The 18350-nt window shown below is 66.0% G+C and carries 18 protein-coding genes; 14 read left to right on the top strand and 4 right to left on the bottom strand.

Annotated elements, in window-relative coordinates; all coding sequences use genetic code 11:
* Nucleotides 1-89: 89 nt before the first annotated feature.
* Genes rplI through rpsF form a run of 4 tightly spaced genes read right to left on the bottom strand, consistent with a single transcriptional unit; the run spans nt 90 to nt 1544 of the window.
* Nucleotides 90-542, bottom strand: coding sequence for a 50S ribosomal protein L9 (rplI, locus tag ASE28_RS22015; protein ID WP_057202144.1), 453 nt, complete (start codon nt 540-542; stop codon nt 90-92).
* A gap of 12 nt (nt 543-554) precedes the next feature.
* Entirely contained in the window at nt 555-836 is a 282-nt protein-coding gene (rpsR, locus tag ASE28_RS22010) for a 30S ribosomal protein S18 (RefSeq protein ID WP_005795932.1), read from the bottom strand.
* A gap of 18 nt (nt 837-854) precedes the next feature.
* Nucleotides 855-1145 carry a primosomal replication protein N gene (gene priB / locus ASE28_RS22005; RefSeq protein ID WP_057202143.1) on the bottom strand — a complete coding sequence of 97 codons (291 nt, stop codon included), beginning with the start codon at nt 1143-1145 and terminating at the stop codon, nt 855-857.
* A gap of 21 nt (nt 1146-1166) precedes the next feature.
* Nucleotides 1167-1544 (bottom strand): 30S ribosomal protein S6, encoded by a 378-nt coding sequence (gene rpsF, locus ASE28_RS22000; RefSeq protein WP_057202142.1) that lies wholly within the window; start codon nt 1542-1544, stop codon nt 1167-1169.
* Between the two features lie 238 nt (nt 1545-1782).
* Between rpsF and grpE the strand changes: the two genes are divergently transcribed.
* The 14 genes from grpE (at nt 1783) to trpA (ending at nt 18281) form a co-directional block, all read left to right on the top strand.
* A complete protein-coding gene (gene grpE, locus ASE28_RS21995) occupies nt 1783-2331 on the top strand; it encodes a nucleotide exchange factor GrpE (RefSeq protein ID WP_057268499.1) in 549 nt (182 codons plus the stop codon).
* Between the two features lie 85 nt (nt 2332-2416).
* On the top strand, nt 2417-4369 hold the full coding sequence (gene dnaK, locus ASE28_RS21990; protein ID WP_057202140.1) for a molecular chaperone DnaK: 1953 nt from the start codon (nt 2417-2419) through the stop codon (nt 4367-4369).
* A gap of 89 nt (nt 4370-4458) precedes the next feature.
* Nucleotides 4459-5607, top strand: coding sequence for a molecular chaperone DnaJ (gene dnaJ, locus ASE28_RS21985; RefSeq protein WP_057268472.1), 1149 nt, complete (start codon nt 4459-4461; stop codon nt 5605-5607).
* Between the two features lie 196 nt (nt 5608-5803).
* The gene (locus ASE28_RS21980; protein WP_057268471.1) at nt 5804-6796 is read left to right on the top strand and encodes a LysR family transcriptional regulator; all 993 of its coding nucleotides are present in this window, start codon (nt 5804-5806) and stop codon (nt 6794-6796) included.
* 31 nt (nt 6797-6827) lie between these two features.
* Nucleotides 6828-8249, top strand: coding sequence for a 3-isopropylmalate dehydratase large subunit (gene leuC, locus ASE28_RS21975; RefSeq protein ID WP_057268470.1), 1422 nt, complete (start codon nt 6828-6830; stop codon nt 8247-8249).
* A 63-nt stretch (nt 8250-8312) separates the two neighbouring features.
* Nucleotides 8313-8441 carry an entericidin A/B family lipoprotein gene (locus ASE28_RS21970; RefSeq protein ID WP_057202136.1) on the top strand — a complete coding sequence of 43 codons (129 nt, stop codon included), beginning with the start codon at nt 8313-8315 and terminating at the stop codon, nt 8439-8441.
* 14 nt (nt 8442-8455) lie between these two features.
* On the top strand, nt 8456-9106 hold the full coding sequence (gene leuD, locus ASE28_RS21965; RefSeq protein ID WP_057268469.1) for a 3-isopropylmalate dehydratase small subunit: 651 nt from the start codon (nt 8456-8458) through the stop codon (nt 9104-9106).
* A gap of 84 nt (nt 9107-9190) precedes the next feature.
* Entirely contained in the window at nt 9191-10261 is a 1071-nt protein-coding gene (leuB, locus tag ASE28_RS21960; protein WP_057202134.1) for a 3-isopropylmalate dehydrogenase, read from the top strand.
* 307 nt (nt 10262-10568) lie between these two features.
* Entirely contained in the window at nt 10569-11699 is a 1131-nt protein-coding gene (gene asd / locus ASE28_RS21955; RefSeq protein ID WP_057268468.1) for an aspartate-semialdehyde dehydrogenase, read from the top strand.
* A 285-nt stretch (nt 11700-11984) separates the two neighbouring features.
* The gene (locus ASE28_RS21950; RefSeq protein ID WP_057268467.1) at nt 11985-14597 is read left to right on the top strand and encodes a FimV/HubP family polar landmark protein; all 2613 of its coding nucleotides are present in this window, start codon (nt 11985-11987) and stop codon (nt 14595-14597) included.
* Nucleotides 14598-14649: 52 nt separating this feature from the next.
* Nucleotides 14650-15468, top strand: a complete 819-nt coding sequence (gene truA / locus ASE28_RS21945; RefSeq protein ID WP_057268466.1) for a tRNA pseudouridine(38-40) synthase TruA — start codon at nt 14650-14652, stop codon at nt 15466-15468.
* Entirely contained in the window at nt 15465-16226 is a 762-nt protein-coding gene (locus ASE28_RS21940; RefSeq protein WP_057268465.1) for a phosphoribosylanthranilate isomerase, read from the top strand. The genes truA and ASE28_RS21940 overlap by 4 nt, the downstream gene beginning before the upstream one ends.
* Nucleotides 16204-17475, top strand: coding sequence for a tryptophan synthase subunit beta (gene trpB / locus ASE28_RS21935; RefSeq protein ID WP_057268464.1), 1272 nt, complete (start codon nt 16204-16206; stop codon nt 17473-17475). Before ASE28_RS21940 ends, trpB begins: the two co-directional genes overlap by 23 nt.
* Nucleotides 17472-18281 (top strand): tryptophan synthase subunit alpha, encoded by an 810-nt coding sequence (gene trpA / locus ASE28_RS21930; RefSeq protein WP_057202128.1) that lies wholly within the window; start codon nt 17472-17474, stop codon nt 18279-18281. The genes trpB and trpA overlap by 4 nt, the downstream gene beginning before the upstream one ends.
* Nucleotides 18282-18350 lie beyond the last annotated feature (69 nt).

Genomic DNA, 18350 nt, shown 5'->3' with positions numbered 1-18350 from the left:
AATCCTGTACAAATGGCGGGGTCGAAAAGACAAAAGCCGCCCGAGGGCGGCTTTCGCGGCAAGTCACGCAGGTTACTACGTGCTGGCGATCAGGCGGTTTCGCCGTAGACCGACACGGTGACTTCCACCACCACGTCGGTGTGCAGAGCCACGCTGACCGTGGTTTCGCTGACGACCTTGATCGGGCCATTGGGCAGGCGAACCTGGGCCTTGGCAACCTTGTAGCCTTGCTTGCTCAGCTCTTCGGCGATGTCCTGGTTGGTCACGGAACCAAACAGGCGGCCGTCCACGCCAGCCTTTTGGGTCAGCTTGACGGTGGTGCCGGCCAGCTTTTCGCCTTCGGCCTGGGCTTGCGCCAGCTTGGCGGCAGCAGCCTTTTCCAGTTCGACGCGCTTGGCTTCGAAATCAGCCTTGGCCGATTCGGTGGCGCGGCGTGCGCGGCCCGAAGGGATCAGGAAGTTGCGAGCGTAGCCGTCCTTGACCTTGACGATTTCGCCCAGGTTGCCGAGGTTCACAACCTTGTCGAGCAGAATGATTTGCATGGGTTGTGCTCCTTAGATCTTGTGCTGGTCGCTGTAAGGCACCAGGGCCAGGAAGCGGGCGCGCTTGATGGCGGTGTTCAGCTGGCGCTGGAAGATGGCGCGCGTGCCGGTCAGGCGCGCGGGGATGATCTTGCCGTTTTCGGCGATGAAATCGCGCAGCGTGTCGACATCCTTGTAGTCGATTTCTTCAACACCGGTCACCGTGAAGCGGCAAAAGCGCTTGCGCTTGAACAGCAGGGACTGGGTGTTGCGCTTTGGGCGCTTGTCTTTGTTGAACTTCTTGAACGTGGCCATTGCGGACCCCTTGGAAAATTAATTTTGTTGAATATCCTGGATGTGGAGCACAGCGTTCCTGCCATTGCGCGGCGTGGCGAGAAAGCCGCTGAAAGTCCATCGACTTCCAATCTGCTGCCTCGCAAGCCGCTCGGCCATCGCACCGAATGCGACGGCCTTCATGGCTGCCTTGACGTCCCGCGGCTCGCCTGCCTCGTTTTGCCTGGACTCGTGTTCGAGCCGCAGGGCAACAGCAGGCAAACCGGCGGGGGTGTAGCGCAGGGCCTCAGCCTCGGCGATACAGGCCGTCAAGACGACGCGGTTCTCCACTCCCGAGAGGGCTGTGGACGATCAGCGCTCGCCGGCAGCGGCGTATTCCGCCTGGCTGGCCTTGCGGGCTTCTTCGCGCTCGACGGTCTTCATCATCGAAGATGGGCCGGTGTCGGCCTTCTTCTTCTGAACCGTCAGGTGGCGCAGCACAGCGTCGTTGAACTTGAAGGCATGCTCCAGTTCAGCCATCACAGCCTGGTCGGCTTCGATGTTCACGCACAGGTAGTGGGCCTTGGCCAGCTTGTTGATCAGGTACGCCAGTTGACGGCGGCCCCAGTCTTCCACGCGGTGCACCTTGCCACCGCCAGCGGTGATCATGCCCTTGTAGCGCTCCAGCATGGCTGGAACTTGTTCGCTTTGATCCGGATGGATCAACAAAATGATTTCGTAATGACGCATGCATACTCCTTCTGGGTAAGACCACCCGCTGCGTCTAGAAGCGGTGTGGCAAGGCAAAGCCGTAGATTATAGCCCGCATCTTCGACCTTGTACACTCACCCCTGCTCCAAGAGGCTTGCCGCCCGGCCAATCCCCTCGCCCAGGTCGCCGCAGATGCCCCAGCATTGCGCGCGAACTTGAAATACCACACACACGCCCAACCTTGTGCGCGTACTGTTTTATTTACGAAGACCAAGACATGTCCGACAACAGCCAGCCAACCACCTCCCAAGACGCCTCCCCCGAAGAAATTGAAGCCGCCATGGCCGCCAATGCCTCTGACGAGCTGGCGCGCCTGCAAGGCGAGCTGGCCGAGCTCAAGGCCAAGAGCGCCGAGCTGGCCGACCAGTTCCTGCGCGCCAAGGCCGAGGCCGAAAACGCCCGCCGCCGCGCCGAAGACGAAGTCACCAAGGCCCGCAAGTTCGGTATCGAGAGCTTTGCCGAGAGCCTGCTGCCCGTGGCCGACAGCCTGGATGCCGCCCTGGGCATCAAGGAAGCCACGCCCCAGCAGCTGCGCGAAGGCGCCGACGCCACCCTGCGCCAGCTGACCTCGGCGCTGGAGCGCAACAAGGTGCTGGCCATCAACCCGCCTGCCGGCGAGAAGTTCGACCCCCACCAGCACCAGGCCATCAGCGTGGCGCCTGTCGAGCAGGAGCCCAACACCGTGGTGGCCGTGCTGCAAAAGGGCTACAAGATCGCCGACCGCGTGCTGCGCCCGGCGCTGGTGACCGTCACCGCCCCCAAATAAATGGTGGATAACGGCTTGAAGCCAGCCAAGTTATCCACACGTTACTAGTTATCCAAATCACTCAAACATCGCGGAGAAGAACATCATGGGAAGAATCATCGGTATTGACCTGGGCACCACCAACAGCTGCGTTTCCATCATGGAGGGCAACACGACCCGCGTGATCGAAAACAGCGAAGGCGCCCGCACCACGCCTTCCATCGTGGCCTACCAGGAAGACGGCGAGATCCTCGTCGGCGCCTCGGCCAAGCGCCAGGCCGTGACCAACCCGCGCAACACGCTGTACGCCGTGAAGCGCCTGATCGGCCGCAAGTTCACCGAGAAGGAAGTGCAAAAGGACATCGACCTGATGCCCTACAAGATCGTGCCCGCCGACAACGGCGACGCCTGGATCGAAGTGCGCGGCAACAAGCTGTCGGCCCAGCAGGTGTCTGCCGACATCCTGCGCAAGATGAAGAAGACGGCCGAAGACTACCTGGGCGAGCCCGTGACGGAAGCCGTCATCACCGTGCCCGCGTACTTCAACGACGCCCAGCGCCAGGCCACCAAGGACGCCGGCCGCATCGCCGGCCTGGACGTCAAGCGCATCATCAACGAACCCACCGCTGCCGCCCTGGCCTTCGGCCTGGACAAGCAGGAAAAGGGCGACCGCAAGATCGCCGTGTATGACCTGGGTGGCGGCACGTTCGACGTGTCCATCATCGAAATCGCCGACGTGGACGGTGAAAAGCAGTTCGAAGTGCTGTCGACCAACGGCGACACCTTCCTGGGCGGCGAAGACTTCGACCAGCGCATCATCGACTACATCATCAGCGAGTTCAAGAAGGAACAGGGCGTGGACCTGTCCAAGGACGTGCTGGCCCTGCAGCGCCTGAAGGAAGCCGCCGAAAAATCGAAGATCGAGCTGTCCAACTCGGCCGCGACCGACATCAACCTGCCCTACATCACGGCAGACGCCTCCGGCCCCAAGCACCTGAACATCAAGCTGACCCGCGCCAAGCTGGAAGCCCTGGTGGAAGAGCTGATCGAGCGCACCATTGCCCCTTGCCGCACGGCCATCAAGGACGCTGGCGTGTCGGTCTCCGACATCCACGACGTGATCCTGGTCGGCGGCATGACCCGCATGCCCAAGGTGCAGGAGAAGGTCAAGGAATTCTTCGGCAAGGAACCGCGCAAGGACGTGAACCCCGACGAAGCCGTGGCCGTGGGCGCCGCCATCCAGGGCCAGGTGCTCTCGGGTGACCGCAAGGACGTGCTGCTGCTGGACGTGACCCCCCTGTCCCTGGGTATCGAGACCCTGGGCGGCGTCATGACCAAGATGATCACCAAGAACACCACGATCCCGACGAAGTTCGCACAGACCTTCTCGACCGCCGACGACAACCAGCCGGCCGTGACGATCAAGGTGTTCCAGGGCGAGCGCGAAATGGCCTCGGGCAACAAGGCCCTGGGTGAGTTCAACCTCGAAGGCATTCCACCCGCTGCACGCGGCACGCCGCAGATCGAGGTGTCGTTCGACATCGACGCCAACGGCATCCTGCATGTGGGCGCAAAGGACAAAGGCACGGGCAAGGAAAACAAGATCACCATCAAGGCCAGCTCCGGCCTGTCGGAAGAAGAAATCCAGAAGATGGTGAAGGACGCCGAGCTCAACGCGGCCGACGACAAGAAGAAGCTGGAGCTGATCCAGGCGCGCAACCAGGGCGAAGCCGCCGTGCACAGCGTGAACAAGAGCCTGGCCGAGCATGGCGACAAGCTCGACGCCGCCGAGAAGGAAGCGATCACCTCGGCCGCGAAGGCCCTGGAAGACGTGCTCAAGGGCGAAGACAAGGCCGCCATCGAGGAAAAGACCACCGCGCTGATGGCCGCCAGCCAGAAGCTGGGCGAGAAGATGTACGCCGACGCGCAAGCCGCGCAGGCGGCGGCCGGTGCCGGTGCGGGCGACGCATCGGGCGGCCAGCAGGCATCCTCCTCCAACAGCAAGCCCGACGACGACAACGTGGTCGATGCCGAGGTGAAGGAAGTCAAGAAGGGCTGAACACGCCCCGTTTGACCCGATCCGCCGCGCGAGTTTCCTGACCAGGGGGCTTGCGCGGCGTTCCTGTTCCAACCGGGCCCAGAAAGACCATGTCCAAACGAGACTTTTACGAAATCCTGGGCGTTCCCAAGAACGCCTCGGACGAAGAAATCAAGAAGGCCTATCGCAAGCTGGCGATGAAGCACCACCCTGACCGCAACCAGGGTGATGCCTCCAAGCCTGCGGAAGAGAAGTTCAAGGAGGCCAAGGAGGCCTACGAGATGCTCTCCGACCCGCAAAAGCGGGCCGCCTACGACCAGTATGGCCACGCCGGGGTGGACCCCAACATGCGCGGGCCAGGCGGGCCGGGCGCCGAGGGCTTTGGCGGCTTTGCCGAGGCGTTCGGCGACATCTTCGGCGACATGTTCGGCCAGCAGGGCGGGCGCGGGCGCGGCGCCGGTGGAGGCCGCCAGGTCTACCGCGGCAGCGACCTGAGCTACGCCATGGAGATCACCCTGGAAGAGGCCGCGCGCGGCAAGGATGCACAGATCCGCATCCCCTCGTGGGAGACCTGCGACACCTGCCACGGCAGCGGCGCCAAGCCCGGCACCAGCGCCAAGACCTGCGCCACCTGCACGGGCAGCGGCACGGTGCAGATGCGCCAGGGCTTCTTCAGCGTGCAGCAGACCTGCCCGCACTGCCGCGGCACGGGCAAGATCATTCCCGAGCCCTGCACCACCTGCCACGGCCAGGGCAAGCTCAAGAAGCAAAAGACGCTGGAAGTGAAGATCCCTTCGGGCATCGACGACGGCATGCGCATCCGCAGCACCGGCAATGGCGAGCCCGGCACCAACGGCGGCCCGCCGGGCGACCTGTACATCGAGATCCGCCTGAAGAAGCACGACATCTTCGAGCGCGACGGCGACGACCTGCACTGCCAGGTGCCCGTAAGCTTCATCACGGCGGCCCTGGGCGGCGAGATCGAAGTGCCGACGCTGGCGGGCAAGGCGGCCATCGACATCCCCGAAGGCACCCAGGCGGGCAAGCAGTTCCGCCTGCGCGGCAAGGGCATCAAGGGCGTGCGCGCCAGTTACCCGGGCGATCTGTACTGCCACATCGCGGTCGAGACCCCGGTCAAGCTGACCGAGCACCAGCGCAAGCTGCTGCGCGAGCTGGAAGACTCGCTCAAGAAGGGTGGCGCCCGCCACTCGCCCAGCGGCGAGAGCTGGACGGACCGGCTGAAGAACTTCTTCAGCTGACCGTCCCAAGCAAGAGCCCCCCTGCAACCGCACAGCGCCACCGGCCTGTGCGGTTTTTTCTTGCCCACCCCACGCGCTCCGAGAAGACCACACCCGCGATGGACGACATCGCGGTTCACGATGACCCGCGGGCGTCATTTATAGGAAAATACAAAAACACCTTCTCGAAACGAGAAGCAAAACACACCCACCCCCGATGAAAAGCTCCGAGCGCAGTTTTGCGCGCCGCATTGACCTCACTTCGCTGCAGCTGTTTGTGGCGGTGTGCGAGCTCGGCAGCATCGGCCGCGCGGCGGAGCGCGAATTCATCGCGGCCTCGGCCGTCAGCAAGCGCCTGTCGGACCTGGAAACCGCCGTGGACACGGCCCTGCTCTACCGCCACAGCCGGGGCGTGACGCTGACCCCTGCCGGCGAGAGCCTGCTGCACCACGCACGCACGGTGCTCTTCGGCCTGGAGCGCATGCAGGGCGAACTCAGCGAATACGCCGATGGGGTGCGCGGCCATGTGCGCATGCACGCCAACATCTCGGCCATCTTCCAGTTCCTGCCCGAGGACCTGGGGGCGTTCGCGCGTGCGCACAGCCAGATCAAGATCGACCTGCAGGAGCACCTGAGCAGCGACGTGCTGAACGCCGTGCACGAGGGTGCAGCCGACCTGGGCATCTGCAACGTCGGCATGGCCACGGGCACCGGCGGCACCGGGCTGCAAAGCCGCCCCTACCGCGCCGACCACCTGGTATTGGTGGTGCCCGAGGCACATGCATTGGCACAGCACGCCGCCATCGGCTTCGAAGAGGTGCTGGACTGGGACATCGTGGGCCTGCACGCCAACAGCAGCATCAGCCTGGCGATGCGCGCAGCGGCCGCAGCCACCGGGCGCCCTTTGCGCCAGCGCATCCAGGTCACCGGCCTCGATGCCATGTGCCGCATGATCGACAACGGCCTGGGCGTGGGCCTGCTGCCCGACCGCGCCTTCGAGCTGATGCGCGGCGTGGGCCACCTGCGCGCCATCCCGCTGGCCGAGGCCTGGGCCCACCGCGAGCTGCGCGTGGTGGCCCGCGATTTCGACGCCCTGCCGGTGACCGCGCGGCTGCTGGTGGAGCACCTGGCACCGCTGCAGCCCGACGTGGTGAGCGCCCACGCACATCCCGCCCCTGGCACGCTTTTGCCTGCGGGCACGCCCCACTAAAATCACATTACCCACCTGAAAGAGACACACCATGGGACGCACCCTGTACGACAAGATCTGGGACGAGCACGTTGTCCACACCGAAGAGGACGGCACCTCCATCCTTTACATCGACCGCCACCTGGTGCACGAAGTCACCAGCCCCCAGGCCTTCGAAGGTCTGCGCGAGGCGGGCCGCAAGGTGTGGCGCATGAGCTCCATCGTCGCCACCGCCGACCACAACACCCCCACCACGGGCTGGGAGAGTGGCTACGACGGCATCACCGACCCGATCAGCAAGGAACAGATCACCACGCTGAACGACAACATGGCGCAGATCAAGCCGGCGGCGTTCTTCCCGTTCATGCACAAGCGCCAGGGCATCGTGCACGTGATCGGGCCTGAGAACGGCGCCACCCTGCCGGGCATGACCGTGGTCTGCGGCGACAGCCACACCAGCACGCACGGCGCCTTCGGTGCACTGGCCCACGGCATCGGCACCTCCGAGGTCGAGCACGTCATGGCCACCCAGACGCTGCTGGCCAAGAAGGCCAAGAACATGCTGGTGCAGGTGGACGGCCAGCTCGCCAAGGGCATCACCGCCAAGGACATCGTGCTGGCCATCATCGGCAAGATCGGCACGGCCGGCGGCACGGGCTACACCATCGAGTTCGCAGGCTCGGCCATCCGCGGCCTGTCCATCGAAGGCCGCATGACCGTGTGCAACATGGCCATCGAAGGCGGCGCACGCGCCGGCCTGGTGGCCGTGGACGACAAGACCATCGAATACGTGCGCGGCCGCCCCCTGTCGCCCACGGGCGTGGAGTGGGACCAGGCCGTGGCCTACTGGAAGACCCTGCAATCGGACCCCGACGCGCACTTCGATGCCGTGGTCAAGCTCGACGCAGCCGACATCCTGCCGCAGGTCACCTGGGGCACCTCGCCCGAGATGGTGCTGGGCATCGACGCCCGCGTGCCCGACCCCGACAAGGAAAAGGACGCCAACAAGCGCGGCGCCATCGAGCGCGCGCTGACCTACATGGGCCTTACCCCCGGCAAGCCGATCAACGACATCACCATCGACAAGGTGTTCATCGGCTCGTGCACCAACAGCCGCATCGAGGACATGCGCGAAGCCGCAGCCGTGGTCAAGAAGCTTGGCCGCAAGGTGGCCAGCAACGTGAAGCTGGCCATGGTGGTACCCGGCTCGGGCCTGGTCAAGGAGCAGGCCGAGCGCGAAGGCCTGCACGAGATCTTCAAGGCTGCGGGCTTTGAGTGGCGCGAGCCCGGCTGCTCCATGTGCCTGGCCATGAACGCCGACCGCCTGGAGCCCGGCGAACGCTGTGCCAGCACCAGCAACCGCAACTTCGAAGGCCGCCAGGGCGCCGGCGGCCGCACCCATCTGGTGAGCCCCGCCATGGCCGCAGCCGCTGCCGTGCACGGCCACTTCGTGGACATCCGCCAGTTCGCCTGAACCCTTCATCCCCCCATTGATCCAACCCCCGTTGGCCTTTCCACCGCCCCTAGGAGCCCCGTCATGAAAAAGACCGCCGCATTCATCGCCTTTTCGCTGGCTTTCCTGCTGGCCGGCTGCAACACCGTCAAGGGCGTGGGCCAGGACGTACAGCGGGCAGGCGGCGCCCTCGAGCGCGCTGCCAACAAGTAATCAGGCACACCACCATGCAGAAATTCACCTTGCTCAAGGGCCTCGTGGCCCCCATGGACCGCGAGAACGTCGACACCGACGCCATCATCCCCAAGCAGTTCCTCAAGTCGATCAAGAAGACCGGCTTTGGCGTGAACCTGTTTGACGAATGGCGCTACCTGGACCACGGCGAGCCCGGCCAGGACCCCGCCAGCCGCAAGCCCAACCCCGACTTCGTGCTCAACCAGCCGCGCTACCAGGGCGCCTCGGTGCTGCTGGCACGCAAGAACTTCGGCTGCGGATCGAGCCGCGAGCACGCGCCCTGGGCGCTGGACCAGTTCGGCTTTCGCGCCGTGATCGCGCCGAGCTTTGCCGACATCTTCTTCAACAACTGCTTCAAGAACGGCCTCTTGCCCATCGTGCTGCCCGAAGCCACGGTGGCCCAGCTGTTCGACGAGGTGCTGGCCTTCCCCGGCTACCAGCTCACCGTGGATCTGGACCGCCAGGTGGTCGTGCGCCCGCAGGGCGAAGAGATTCCGTTCGAGGTGCAGGCGTTTCGCAAGTACTGCCTGCTCAACGGCTTCGACGACATCGGCCTGACGCTGCGCCAGTCCGACAAGATTCGCGCCTTCGAGGCGCAGCGCCTGGCCACCAAGCCCTGGCTTGCGCACAGCATGGTCTCCTGACCACACCACCAGTTCATCGACCAGTGGCCGTCCACCCGGCAATGGCGCCGGGGCGCGGCCATTCACTTTAAGAAGAAGTTCTTCATGAAAATCGCAGTTCTGCCGGGTGACGGCATCGGCACCGAAATCGTCGCGGAGGCCGTCAAGGTCCTCGAAGTGCTGGACCTCCAGTTCGAGATGGAATCGGCCCTGGTGGGCGGCGCCGCCTACGAGGCGCACGGCCACCCCCTGCCCGACGCCACGCTGAAGCTGGCCAAGGACGCTGACGCCATCCTGTTCGGCGCCGTGGGCGACTGGAAGTACGACAAGCTCGACCGCCCCCTGCGCCCCGAGCAGGCCATCCTGGGCCTGCGCAAGAACCTGGGCCTGTTCGCCAACTTCCGCCCTGCCATCTGCTACGAGCAACTGGTGGGCGCATCGAGCCTCAAGCCCGAGCTGATTTCGGGCCTGGATATCCTCATCATCCGCGAGCTGACGGGCGACATCTACTTCGGCCAGCCGCGTGGCCGCCGCATCGCCACCGATGGCCACTTCCCCGGTGCCGAAGAGGCCTTCGACACCATGCGCTACAGCCGCCCCGAGGTGGAACGCATCGCGCACGTGGCCTTCCAGGCCGCACGCAAGCGCAGCAAGCGCGTGACCAGCGTGGACAAGGCCAACGTGCTCGAGACCTTCCAGTTCTGGAAGGACATCGTGACCGAAGTCGGCAAGGAATACCCCGACGTGGAACTGGACCACATGTATGTGGACAACGCCGCCATGCAGCTGGTGCGCGCACCGAAGAAGTTCGACGTGGTGGTGACGGGCAACATGTTCGGCGACATCCTCTCGGACGAAGCCTCCATGCTCACCGGCTCCATCGGCATGCTGCCCTCGGCCTCGCTCAACAGCAGCAACCAGGGCCTGTACGAACCCAGCCATGGCAGCGCACCCGACATCGCCGGCAAGGGCGTGGCCAACCCACTGGCCACCATCCTCTCGGCCGCGATGATGCTGCGCTTCTCGCTGAACCAGGAAGCCGCCGCCCAGCGCATCGAAGCCGCCGTGCAGGCGGTGCTGGCCCAGGGCCTGCGCACGCCCGACATCTGGAGCGAAGGCACGACCAAGGTCGGCACCGCGCAGATGGGCGACGCCGTCGTGCAGGCGCTCAAGTAACAGGCATCTGCACGGTGCAAGGGGCGGCCTCGGGGCCGCCCTTTTTCGTTGTGCAATGCCGTCGCGCTGGTCCCTTGAGCGCTGTACCGGGCTTGCGATATACTCCTGACCCTATGTTTGCCGCCCACACGTTCGCCCTGAACATTGCACCCGCCGCCACGGCCGGTGTGGCTGCGCGCGCAACCATCACCAAAACCACGACCATTAAGGGCTGACTCAGCCTGGTTCGTCGTGCGCCCCTCCTGGCCTGACGAGCCAGGCGAGCAGTCCGGTCTGGCACTGTTTCTCAATCTGAAAGGGCGTTGAAATGAGCAAGTTGGTAGGTTTGGTCGGCTGGCGCGGCATGGTCGGCTCGGTGTTGATGGATCGCATGGCCGAAGAAAATGACTTCGACCTGATTGAGCCATTGTTCTTCTCCACCTCCAACGCGGGCGGCAAGGCCCCTGCGGTGGCCAGGAACGAGACCACGCTGCAGGACGCGTTCAACATCGACGCCTTGAAGCGCTGCGACATCATCATCACCGCCCAGGGCGGCGAGTACACCTCCGAAGTCTTCCCCAAGCTGCGCGCTGCCGGCTGGAACGGCCACTGGATCGACGCCGCCTCCACGCTGCGCATGGAAAAGGACGCCGTCATCATCCTCGACCCGGTGAACCTGCCCGTCATAAAGGACGCACTGGCCAAGGGCGGCAAGAACTGGGTCGGCGGCAACTGCACCGTGAGCTGCATGCTGATGGGCGTGGGCGCACTGTACAAGGCCGGCCTCGTCGAGTGGATGAGCACCCAGACCTACCAGGCCGCCAGCGGCGGCGGCGCCCAGCACATGCGCGAACTGCTCACGCAGTACGGCACGCTGAACGCCGAGGTGAAGTCCCTGCTGGACGACCCCAAGAGCGCCATCCTGGAGATCGACCGCAAGGTCATCGCCAAGCAGCGCGCCCTCTCCGGTGCCGAGACGGCCAACTTCGGCGTGCCGCTGGGCGGCTCGCTGATCCCGTGGATCGACAAGGACCTGGGCAACGGCATGTCCAAGGAAGAGTGGAAGGGCATGGCCGAGACCAATAAGATCCTGGGCCAGGGCGAAGGCTTCAACGCCCCCGCCATCCCGGTGGACGGTTTCTGCGTGCGCGTGGGCGCTATGCGCTGCCACAGCCAGGCCCTGACCTTCAAGCTCAAGAAGGACGTGCCCGTGGCCGACATCGAGGCCATGATCGCCGCCGACAACGAGTGGGTGAAGGTGGTGCCCAACACGCGCGAGGCCACCATCAAGGACCTGACGCCCGTGGCCGTCACCGGCACCATGACCATCCCCGTGGGCCGCGTGCGCAAGCTGGCCATGGGCCCCGAGTACGTGGGCGCCTTCACGATCGGCGACCAGTTGCTCTGGGGTGCTGCCGAACCGCTGCGCCGCATGCTGCGCATCCTGCTGGCAGCGTAAACTACGCCCCGGCAAGCCCCGTAAAAGCGCGCGCAGTGCAGATTGCGCGCGCTTTTTTGTGCCCAGCAGCCTGACACACCCAGTTACGTGACGTTGGCAATTGGCAACATCTGAATGCCCCAATCTGGTGCATGGACACCGGGGGCAAAGCTTCCGCGCCACCTCAGCTTGTCAGTGCAAAACATTGATGCTATGGTGCTTTTTACATATTTTCACGCGCCGGGGCGGGACCAGACCATGAGAAAAACAGCACCGCTCGACCGAGCCGCACAACCCAATCAGTTGATGGCAAACATGCATCGTTGGAAATTTTCTGTGCTGGCGGCTGCGGCCGTGGCCACTGCCGGGCTCTACGCCACCGATGCGTCCGCGCTCGCGCTGGGCCGCATCACCGTGCAATCCGCCTTGGGCGAGCCCCTGCGCGCCGAGATCGACCTGCCGCAGATCACCCCTGCGGAGGCAGAAACCCTGAAGGCCAGCACCGCCACGCCGGAGGTGTTCCGCGCCCAGGGCATGGAGTACTCGCCCACCATGAACAACCTGCAGGTGCAACTGCAACGCCGTGCCGATGGCTCGGCCGTGCTGCGCCTGTCCAGCGACCGCCCGGTGAACGACCCCTTCGTCGACCTGGTGCTCGATGCGTCCTGGGGCTCGGGCCGCCTGGTGCGCAGCTACACCATGCTGTTCGACCCGCCCGCCATGCGCCGCCCGGCGCCAGCGGTCACGGCATCCCCGCAGATCAGCCCTCCCGCTTCACGCCCCGAGGTTCCGCCCGCCGTCGCCGGGCGCTCTTCGAATGCTGCATCGGCACCCGCCGCCACGCCCCGTGCACCCGCCGCCCCCCGCGCCACGCCCGCCGAAGGCAGTGTGACCGTGCAGGCCGGCGACACGGCGGGCCGCATCGCCAATGCCAACCGCCAGGGCGGTGTCTCACTCGACCAGATGCTGGTGGCCATGCAGCGCGCCAATCCGGACGCCTTCATCGGCGGCAACATCAACCGCATCAAGGCCGGCGCCGTGCTGCAGATCCCTGACCAGGCCACGGCCCAGGCCACGCCTGCGCCCGAAGCCCGCCAGATCCTGGCAGCGCAGAGCCGTGACTTCGGCGCCTTCCGCCGCAAGCTGGCCGAATCAGCCCCCTCCGCCACAGTCGCATCGGCCGAGCGTTCTGCCAAGGGCTCGGTGCAGACCCGGGTGGAAGACAGCAAGCCCGCCACCACGGCGCCCGACAAGCTCACGCTGTCCAAGGGCTCGGTCAAGGGCCAGAAGGCCGCCGAAGACCAGTTGGCCAAGGACAAGCAGGCCAGCGACGCATCGGCCCGCATGGCCGAACTGTCCAAGAACATCAGCGACCTGAACAAGCTCGGCGCCGCATCGGCCGCAGCACCTTCGACGCCAGCCACGCCTGCAGCACCGGCAACCGCTCCTGCAGCGGCAGTCCCCGCAGCCAGCACGGCCCAGGTGGCCGTGCCCGGCGTTCCCGCCACGCCTGCCGCCCCAGAAGCCCCACCGGCAATGGCGGCCTCCGAACCCACCAGCAGTGCATCGGCCGAGGCCAGCGCAGCCCCTGCGTCGGACGCGGCTCCTGCCGCCCCCGCAGCCCCCGCCTCCAAGCCCATCGTGCTGCCCCCACCCACACCGGTGGCAGAACCCGATTTCCTTGATAGCCTGCTGGATAATCCCTTGACCCTTCCGGTCGGTGGCGGCCTGCTGGCCCTGTTGCTGGGCTATGGCGCCTACCGCATGATCCAGCGCCGCCGCAACAACGCCGGCGTGGACAGCTCCTTTCTGGAAAGCCGCATCCAGCCCGATTCGTTCTTCGGCGCCAGTGGCGGCCAGCGCGTGGACACGGCCAACAGCGAGATGACCACCGGTTCGTCCATGGCCTACTCGCCCAGCCAGCTCGATGCCGGCGGTGACGTGGACCCCGTGGCCGAAGCCGACGTGTACCTGGCCTATGGCCGCGACCTGCAGGCCGAAGAAATCCTCAAGGAAGCCATCCGCCACAACCCGGCCCGCGTCTCCGTGCACGTGAAGCTGGCCGAGATCTATGCCAAGCGCCAGGACCGCAAGGCCCTGGAGTCGGTGGCCGGCGAAGTGTTCAAGCTCACGCAGGGCGAAGGCCCCGACTGGGCGCGCATCGTCGACCTGGGCCGCGGCATCGAGCCAGAGAACCCGCTGTACCAGCCCGGCGGCCGCCCCGGCATGGTGGAGGACGAGAACCCATCGGTTCCCGGCGCGTTCGTGAGCACCTTCTCGGGCGCTCCCGTGGCCTCCGCCGCCCTGCCGCCCGATCTGGACCTGGACCTCGACCTCGATCTGCCCGACGACGCACTCACCGATGCACCACCCGCGCCTCCCGGTGGGTTTGCCGCAGCGGCTGCAGCCGCCACCGCGGCAGCGCCTGCTCCGCGCGCACCGCAACGCACGGAGCCTGTGCTGTCCAGTGAAGATTTCGACCTGCCTGACCTGACGGGCGATGCCGCGTGGAATGCGCCCGCACCAGCCCCCACGCCAGCGCCTGCAGGCCGTTCAGCGCCCAACGACGAACTCACCATGGCGCCCACCGGCCCCATGCCCCTGGCCGAAGCCCAGGACTCCGGTCCGATGGACTTCGATCTGGGCGAGCTGTCGCTGGACCTGACGGCGCCCTCCAAGCCCATGGCCGCCCCCACCTCGCGCGAAGCGGAAATCCCCACGGCTGCCGTGCCCATCTCGGAAGACGATGGCTCGGCCGCCGCCCAGGACGACCCACTGGCCACCAAGCTGGCACTGGCCGAAGAGTTCAACGCCATCGGCGACACCGACGGTGCCCGCACACTGATCGAAGAGGTCGTGGCCGAATCGAGCGGCGCCCTGCGCACCCGCGCCCAGCGCATGCTGGTCGAACTGGGCTGATGCGCTCGGCTGCCACGGCCCTGAGCTACCCCACCCCCGCCCAGGCCCGCCCATGAGGGTGGCCCTGGGTGTCAGTTACAATGGCCAGCCCTACAGCGGCTGGCAAAGCCAGCTGTCCGGCAACACCATCCAGGACAAGCTGGAGGCGGCCCTGGCGCGCTTTGCCACGCACCGCGTGGGCACCCTGTGCGCCGGCCGCACGGATGCGGGGGTGCACGGCCTGATGCAGGTGGTGCATTTCGATACCCCCCTGAACCGGCCAGCCTCCTCCTGGGTGCGCGGCACCAACACCTTTCTGCCCCCCGACATTGCGGTGCAATGGGCCAGCCACGTGCCCGACAGCTTTCACTCGCGTGGCAGCGCCGTGGCGCGCCGCTATGCCTATGTGCTGCTGCAGTCGCCCGTGCGCCCGAGCGTGGACGCCGGCCGCGTCGGCTGGGTCTACCACCCTCTAGACCATGCGGCCATGCGCCAGGCCGCAGACCACCTGCTGGGCGAGCACGACTTCACCTCGTTCCGCGCCTCGGCGTGCCAGGCCAAGTCGCCGGTGAAGACACTGTCGCGCATCGACATCACGCAGCGTGGCCTGGGCGAGCCACATCCCGAGCTGGGCTGGAGCCCCTGCTACTGGCGCTTCGAGTTCGAGGCGAATGCCTTCTTGCACCACATGATCCGCAACCTCATGGGCTGCCTGGTGGCGATCGGCCGGGGCGACCAGCCGCCCGGGTGGATAGAGCAGGTGCTGCAGGCACGCTCGCGCGACGCCGCGGCGCCCACCTTCTCGCCTGACGGGCTGTACTTCCAGGGACCGGTCTACGACGCCGCGTGGGGCCTGCCCCAGCGCACGGCTGCGTATGATTGGCTCCCATGAGCACTTCATCGCCTTCCCACACCACGCCCCTGCCTGCCGCCCGCACCCGCATCAAGATCTGCGGACTGACGCGTGAACAGGACGTGGACGCCGCCGTGGCGGCAGGTGCCGATGCCATCGGCTTCGTGCTGTTCGCCCAGAGTGCGCGCGCCGTCACGGCAGCGCGCGCTGCCGAGCTGGCGCGGCGCCTGCCGCCCTTTGTCACGCCAGTGCTGCTGTTCGTGAATGCCAGCACCGATGAGGTGGTGGCCGCCACCGCGCAGATTGCCGGCGCCACCGTGCAATTCCATGGCGACGAAACGCCTGAGCAATGCCAGGCAGCCACCGGAGGCGGTGCCCGACCCTACCTGCGCGCTGCCCGAATACCCCTGGGCCCGGATGCGGCACAATTCGACCTCGTAAAATACGCACACGATTTTTCAAACGCCCAGGCCATCCTGCTCGACGCCCATGTCGAGGGGTACGGCGGCGGCGGCAAGGCATTCAATTGGTCACTCCTTCCACCAAGCGTCGGCTCTCACCTCGTTTTGTCTGGTGGACTCACGCCTGCAAACGTGACCGATGGCATTTTGCAAGTACGCCCGCGTTGCACCACGCTGGCGGTTGATGTCAGTTCCGGCGTCGAGGCCCATGGGCCCGATGGAAGCCTCCTGAGGGGCATCAAGGACGCCGAAAAAATCCATCGCTTCGTTGCCGCCGTGCGCGCGGCCGATGCACAACTTGCAAAGAATCCCCATGAGTTCCTATCAGCAACCTGATCCTTCGGGCCATTTCGGCTCCTACGGCGGCAGCTTCGTCAGCGAAACGCTGACCCATGCCATTGCCGAACTGCGCGAGGCCTACGCCCGTTACCAGCACGACCCCGAGTTCCTGGCCGAGTTCCAGTACGAGCTCAAGCACTTCGTGGGCCGGCCCTCGCCCGTCTACCATGCCGCGCGCACCAGCCGCGACCTGGGCGGCGCGCAGATCTACCTGAAGCGCGAAGACCTCAACCACACCGGTGCCCACAAGATCAACAACGTGATCGGCCAGGCCATGCTGGCCCGGCGCATGGGCAAGCCGCGCATCATTGCCGAGACCGGCGCGGGCCAGCACGGCGTGGCCACGGCCACCATCTGTGCGCGCTACGGCCTCGAATGCGTGGTCTACATGGGCTCCGAGGACGTCAAGCGCCAGAGCCCCAATGTCTACCGCATGAAGCTACTGGGCGCCACCGTGGTGCCGGTGGAGTCGGGCAGCAAGACGCTCAAGGACGCCCTGAACGAAGCCATGCGCGACTGGGTGGCCAATGTGGACAACACCTTCTACATCATCGGCACGGTGGCGGGCCCGCACCCCTACCCGATGATGGTGCGCGACTTCCAGAGCGTGATCGGCACGGAATGCCTCACGCAGATGCCCCCGATGCTGGCTGAACAGAAGGTGCAGGGCGAGCAGCCCGATGCCGTGATCGCCTGCGTGGGCGGCGGCAGCAATGCCATGGGCATCTTCCACCCCTACATTCCGTTCGAGAAGACGCGCCTGATCGGCGTGGAAGCGGCCGGCGAGGGCCTGGACAGCGGCAAGCACTCGGCATCGCTGCAGCGCGGCAGCTCGGGCGTACTGCACGGCAACCGCACCTTCATCCTGCAGGACTCCAACGGCCAGATCACCGAGACGCACAGTATCAGCGCCGGCCTGGACTACCCCGGCGTGGGCCCCGAGCACGCCTGGCTGCAGGAGATCGGCCGTGCCGAGTACGTCGGCATCACCGACAAGGAGGCCCTGCAAGCCTTTCACCACCTGTGCCGGGTGGAGGGCATCATCCCCGCGCTCGAATCGAGCCACGCCCTGGCCTATGCCATGAAGCTGGCCCCGACCATGCGCGCCGACCAGTCCATCCTGGTCAACCTGTCCGGGCGCGGTGACAAGGACATCGGCACGGTGGCCGACCTGTCGGGCGAAGATTTCTACGACCGCCCCTCCATGCGCGGACTGTCCGTGAAGGGTGCAGAGGCCAAGCCATGAACCGCATCAGCACCACTTTCGACCAATTGAAGGCGCAGGGCCGCAAGGCCCTGGTGCCCTATGTCACCGCCGGTTTCCCGTTCGCCGACATCACCCCGGCCCTCATGCACGGCATGGTGGAGGCGGGCGCCGACGTGATCGAGCTGGGCGTGCCCTTTTCCGACCCCATGGCCGACGGCCCGGTGATCCAGAAGGCGGGCGAAAAGGCCCTGGCCCTCGGGATCGGCATGGCCCAGGTGCTCGACCACGTGCGCGACTTCCGCAAGCGCAACACCACCACCCCGGTGGTGCTCATGGGCTATGCCAACCCTGTGGAGCGCTATGACCAGGTGCATGGCGCGGGCGCCTTCGTGCGCGACGCGGCAGCGGCCGGTGTGGACGGCGTGCTTGTGGTGGACTACCCGCCCGAGGAATGCGAGGCCTTTGCCGCCAGCCTGCGCGCGCACGGCATGGACCTGATCTTCCTCTTGGCGCCCACCAGCACCGACGAGCGCATGGCCCAGGTGGCGCGCGTGGCCAGCGGCTATGTGTACTACGTGTCGCTCAAGGGCGTGACCGGATCGGGCGCGCTCGACACGGCCGCCGTGGAGCAGATGCTGCCGCGCATCCGCCAGCATGTGCAGATCCCCGTGGGCGTGGGCTTCGGCATCCGCGATGCCGCCACGGCCCAGGCCATCGGCAAGGTGGCCGACGCCGTGGTAATCGGTACGCGCATCATCCAGCTGATCGAGGACCAGCCGCACGAGAAGGTCGTCCCCATCACGGTCGACTTCCTGCGCGGGATCCGCAAGGCACTCGACGCATAATGTGGGCCTTGGCGCCCGCCCTCTCCGGCGGGCGCCCACTATGGTTGCACACACGGTTGTGTCTTTTCG

It is taken from the genome of Acidovorax sp. Root219, assembly GCF_001428665.1.
Lineage (GTDB): Bacteria > Pseudomonadota > Gammaproteobacteria > Burkholderiales > Burkholderiaceae_C > Acidovorax.
The sequence above is the reverse complement of the archived record's forward strand: the minus strand, read 5'-3'. Positions and strand labels throughout refer to the sequence as shown.

Bases quoted from the DNA above. Each gene is read 5' to 3' on its own strand.
- leuC (WP_057268470.1), top strand. From the start codon at position 6,828: ATGGGACGCACCCTGTACGACAAGATCTGGGACGAGCACGTTGTCCAC.
- trpB (WP_057268464.1), top strand. From the start codon at position 16,204: ATGAGTTCCTATCAGCAACCTGATCCTTCGGGCCATTTCGGCTCCTAC.
- leuB (WP_057202134.1), top strand. From the start codon at position 9,191: ATGAAAATCGCAGTTCTGCCGGGTGACGGCATCGGCACCGAAATCGTC.
- trpA (WP_057202128.1), top strand. From the start codon at position 17,472: ATGAACCGCATCAGCACCACTTTCGACCAATTGAAGGCGCAGGGCCGC.
- leuD (WP_057268469.1), top strand. From the start codon at position 8,456: ATGCAGAAATTCACCTTGCTCAAGGGCCTCGTGGCCCCCATGGACCGC.
- ASE28_RS21980 (WP_057268471.1), top strand. From the start codon at position 5,804: ATGAAAAGCTCCGAGCGCAGTTTTGCGCGCCGCATTGACCTCACTTCG.
- rplI (WP_057202144.1), bottom strand. From the start codon at position 542: ATGCAAATCATTCTGCTCGACAAGGTTGTGAACCTCGGCAACCTGGGC.
- ASE28_RS21950 (WP_057268467.1), top strand. From the start codon at position 11,985: ATGGCAAACATGCATCGTTGGAAATTTTCTGTGCTGGCGGCTGCGGCC.
- dnaK (WP_057202140.1), top strand. From the start codon at position 2,417: ATGGGAAGAATCATCGGTATTGACCTGGGCACCACCAACAGCTGCGTT.
- grpE (WP_057268499.1), top strand. From the start codon at position 1,783: ATGTCCGACAACAGCCAGCCAACCACCTCCCAAGACGCCTCCCCCGAA.
- ASE28_RS21970 (WP_057202136.1), top strand. From the start codon at position 8,313: ATGAAAAAGACCGCCGCATTCATCGCCTTTTCGCTGGCTTTCCTGCTG.
- asd (WP_057268468.1), top strand. From the start codon at position 10,569: ATGAGCAAGTTGGTAGGTTTGGTCGGCTGGCGCGGCATGGTCGGCTCG.
- rpsR (WP_005795932.1), bottom strand. From the start codon at position 836: ATGGCCACGTTCAAGAAGTTCAACAAAGACAAGCGCCCAAAGCGCAAC.
- truA (WP_057268466.1), top strand. From the start codon at position 14,650: ATGAGGGTGGCCCTGGGTGTCAGTTACAATGGCCAGCCCTACAGCGGC.
- rpsF (WP_057202142.1), bottom strand. From the start codon at position 1,544: ATGCGTCATTACGAAATCATTTTGTTGATCCATCCGGATCAAAGCGAA.
- ASE28_RS21940 (WP_057268465.1), top strand. From the start codon at position 15,465: ATGAGCACTTCATCGCCTTCCCACACCACGCCCCTGCCTGCCGCCCGC.
- dnaJ (WP_057268472.1), top strand. From the start codon at position 4,459: ATGTCCAAACGAGACTTTTACGAAATCCTGGGCGTTCCCAAGAACGCC.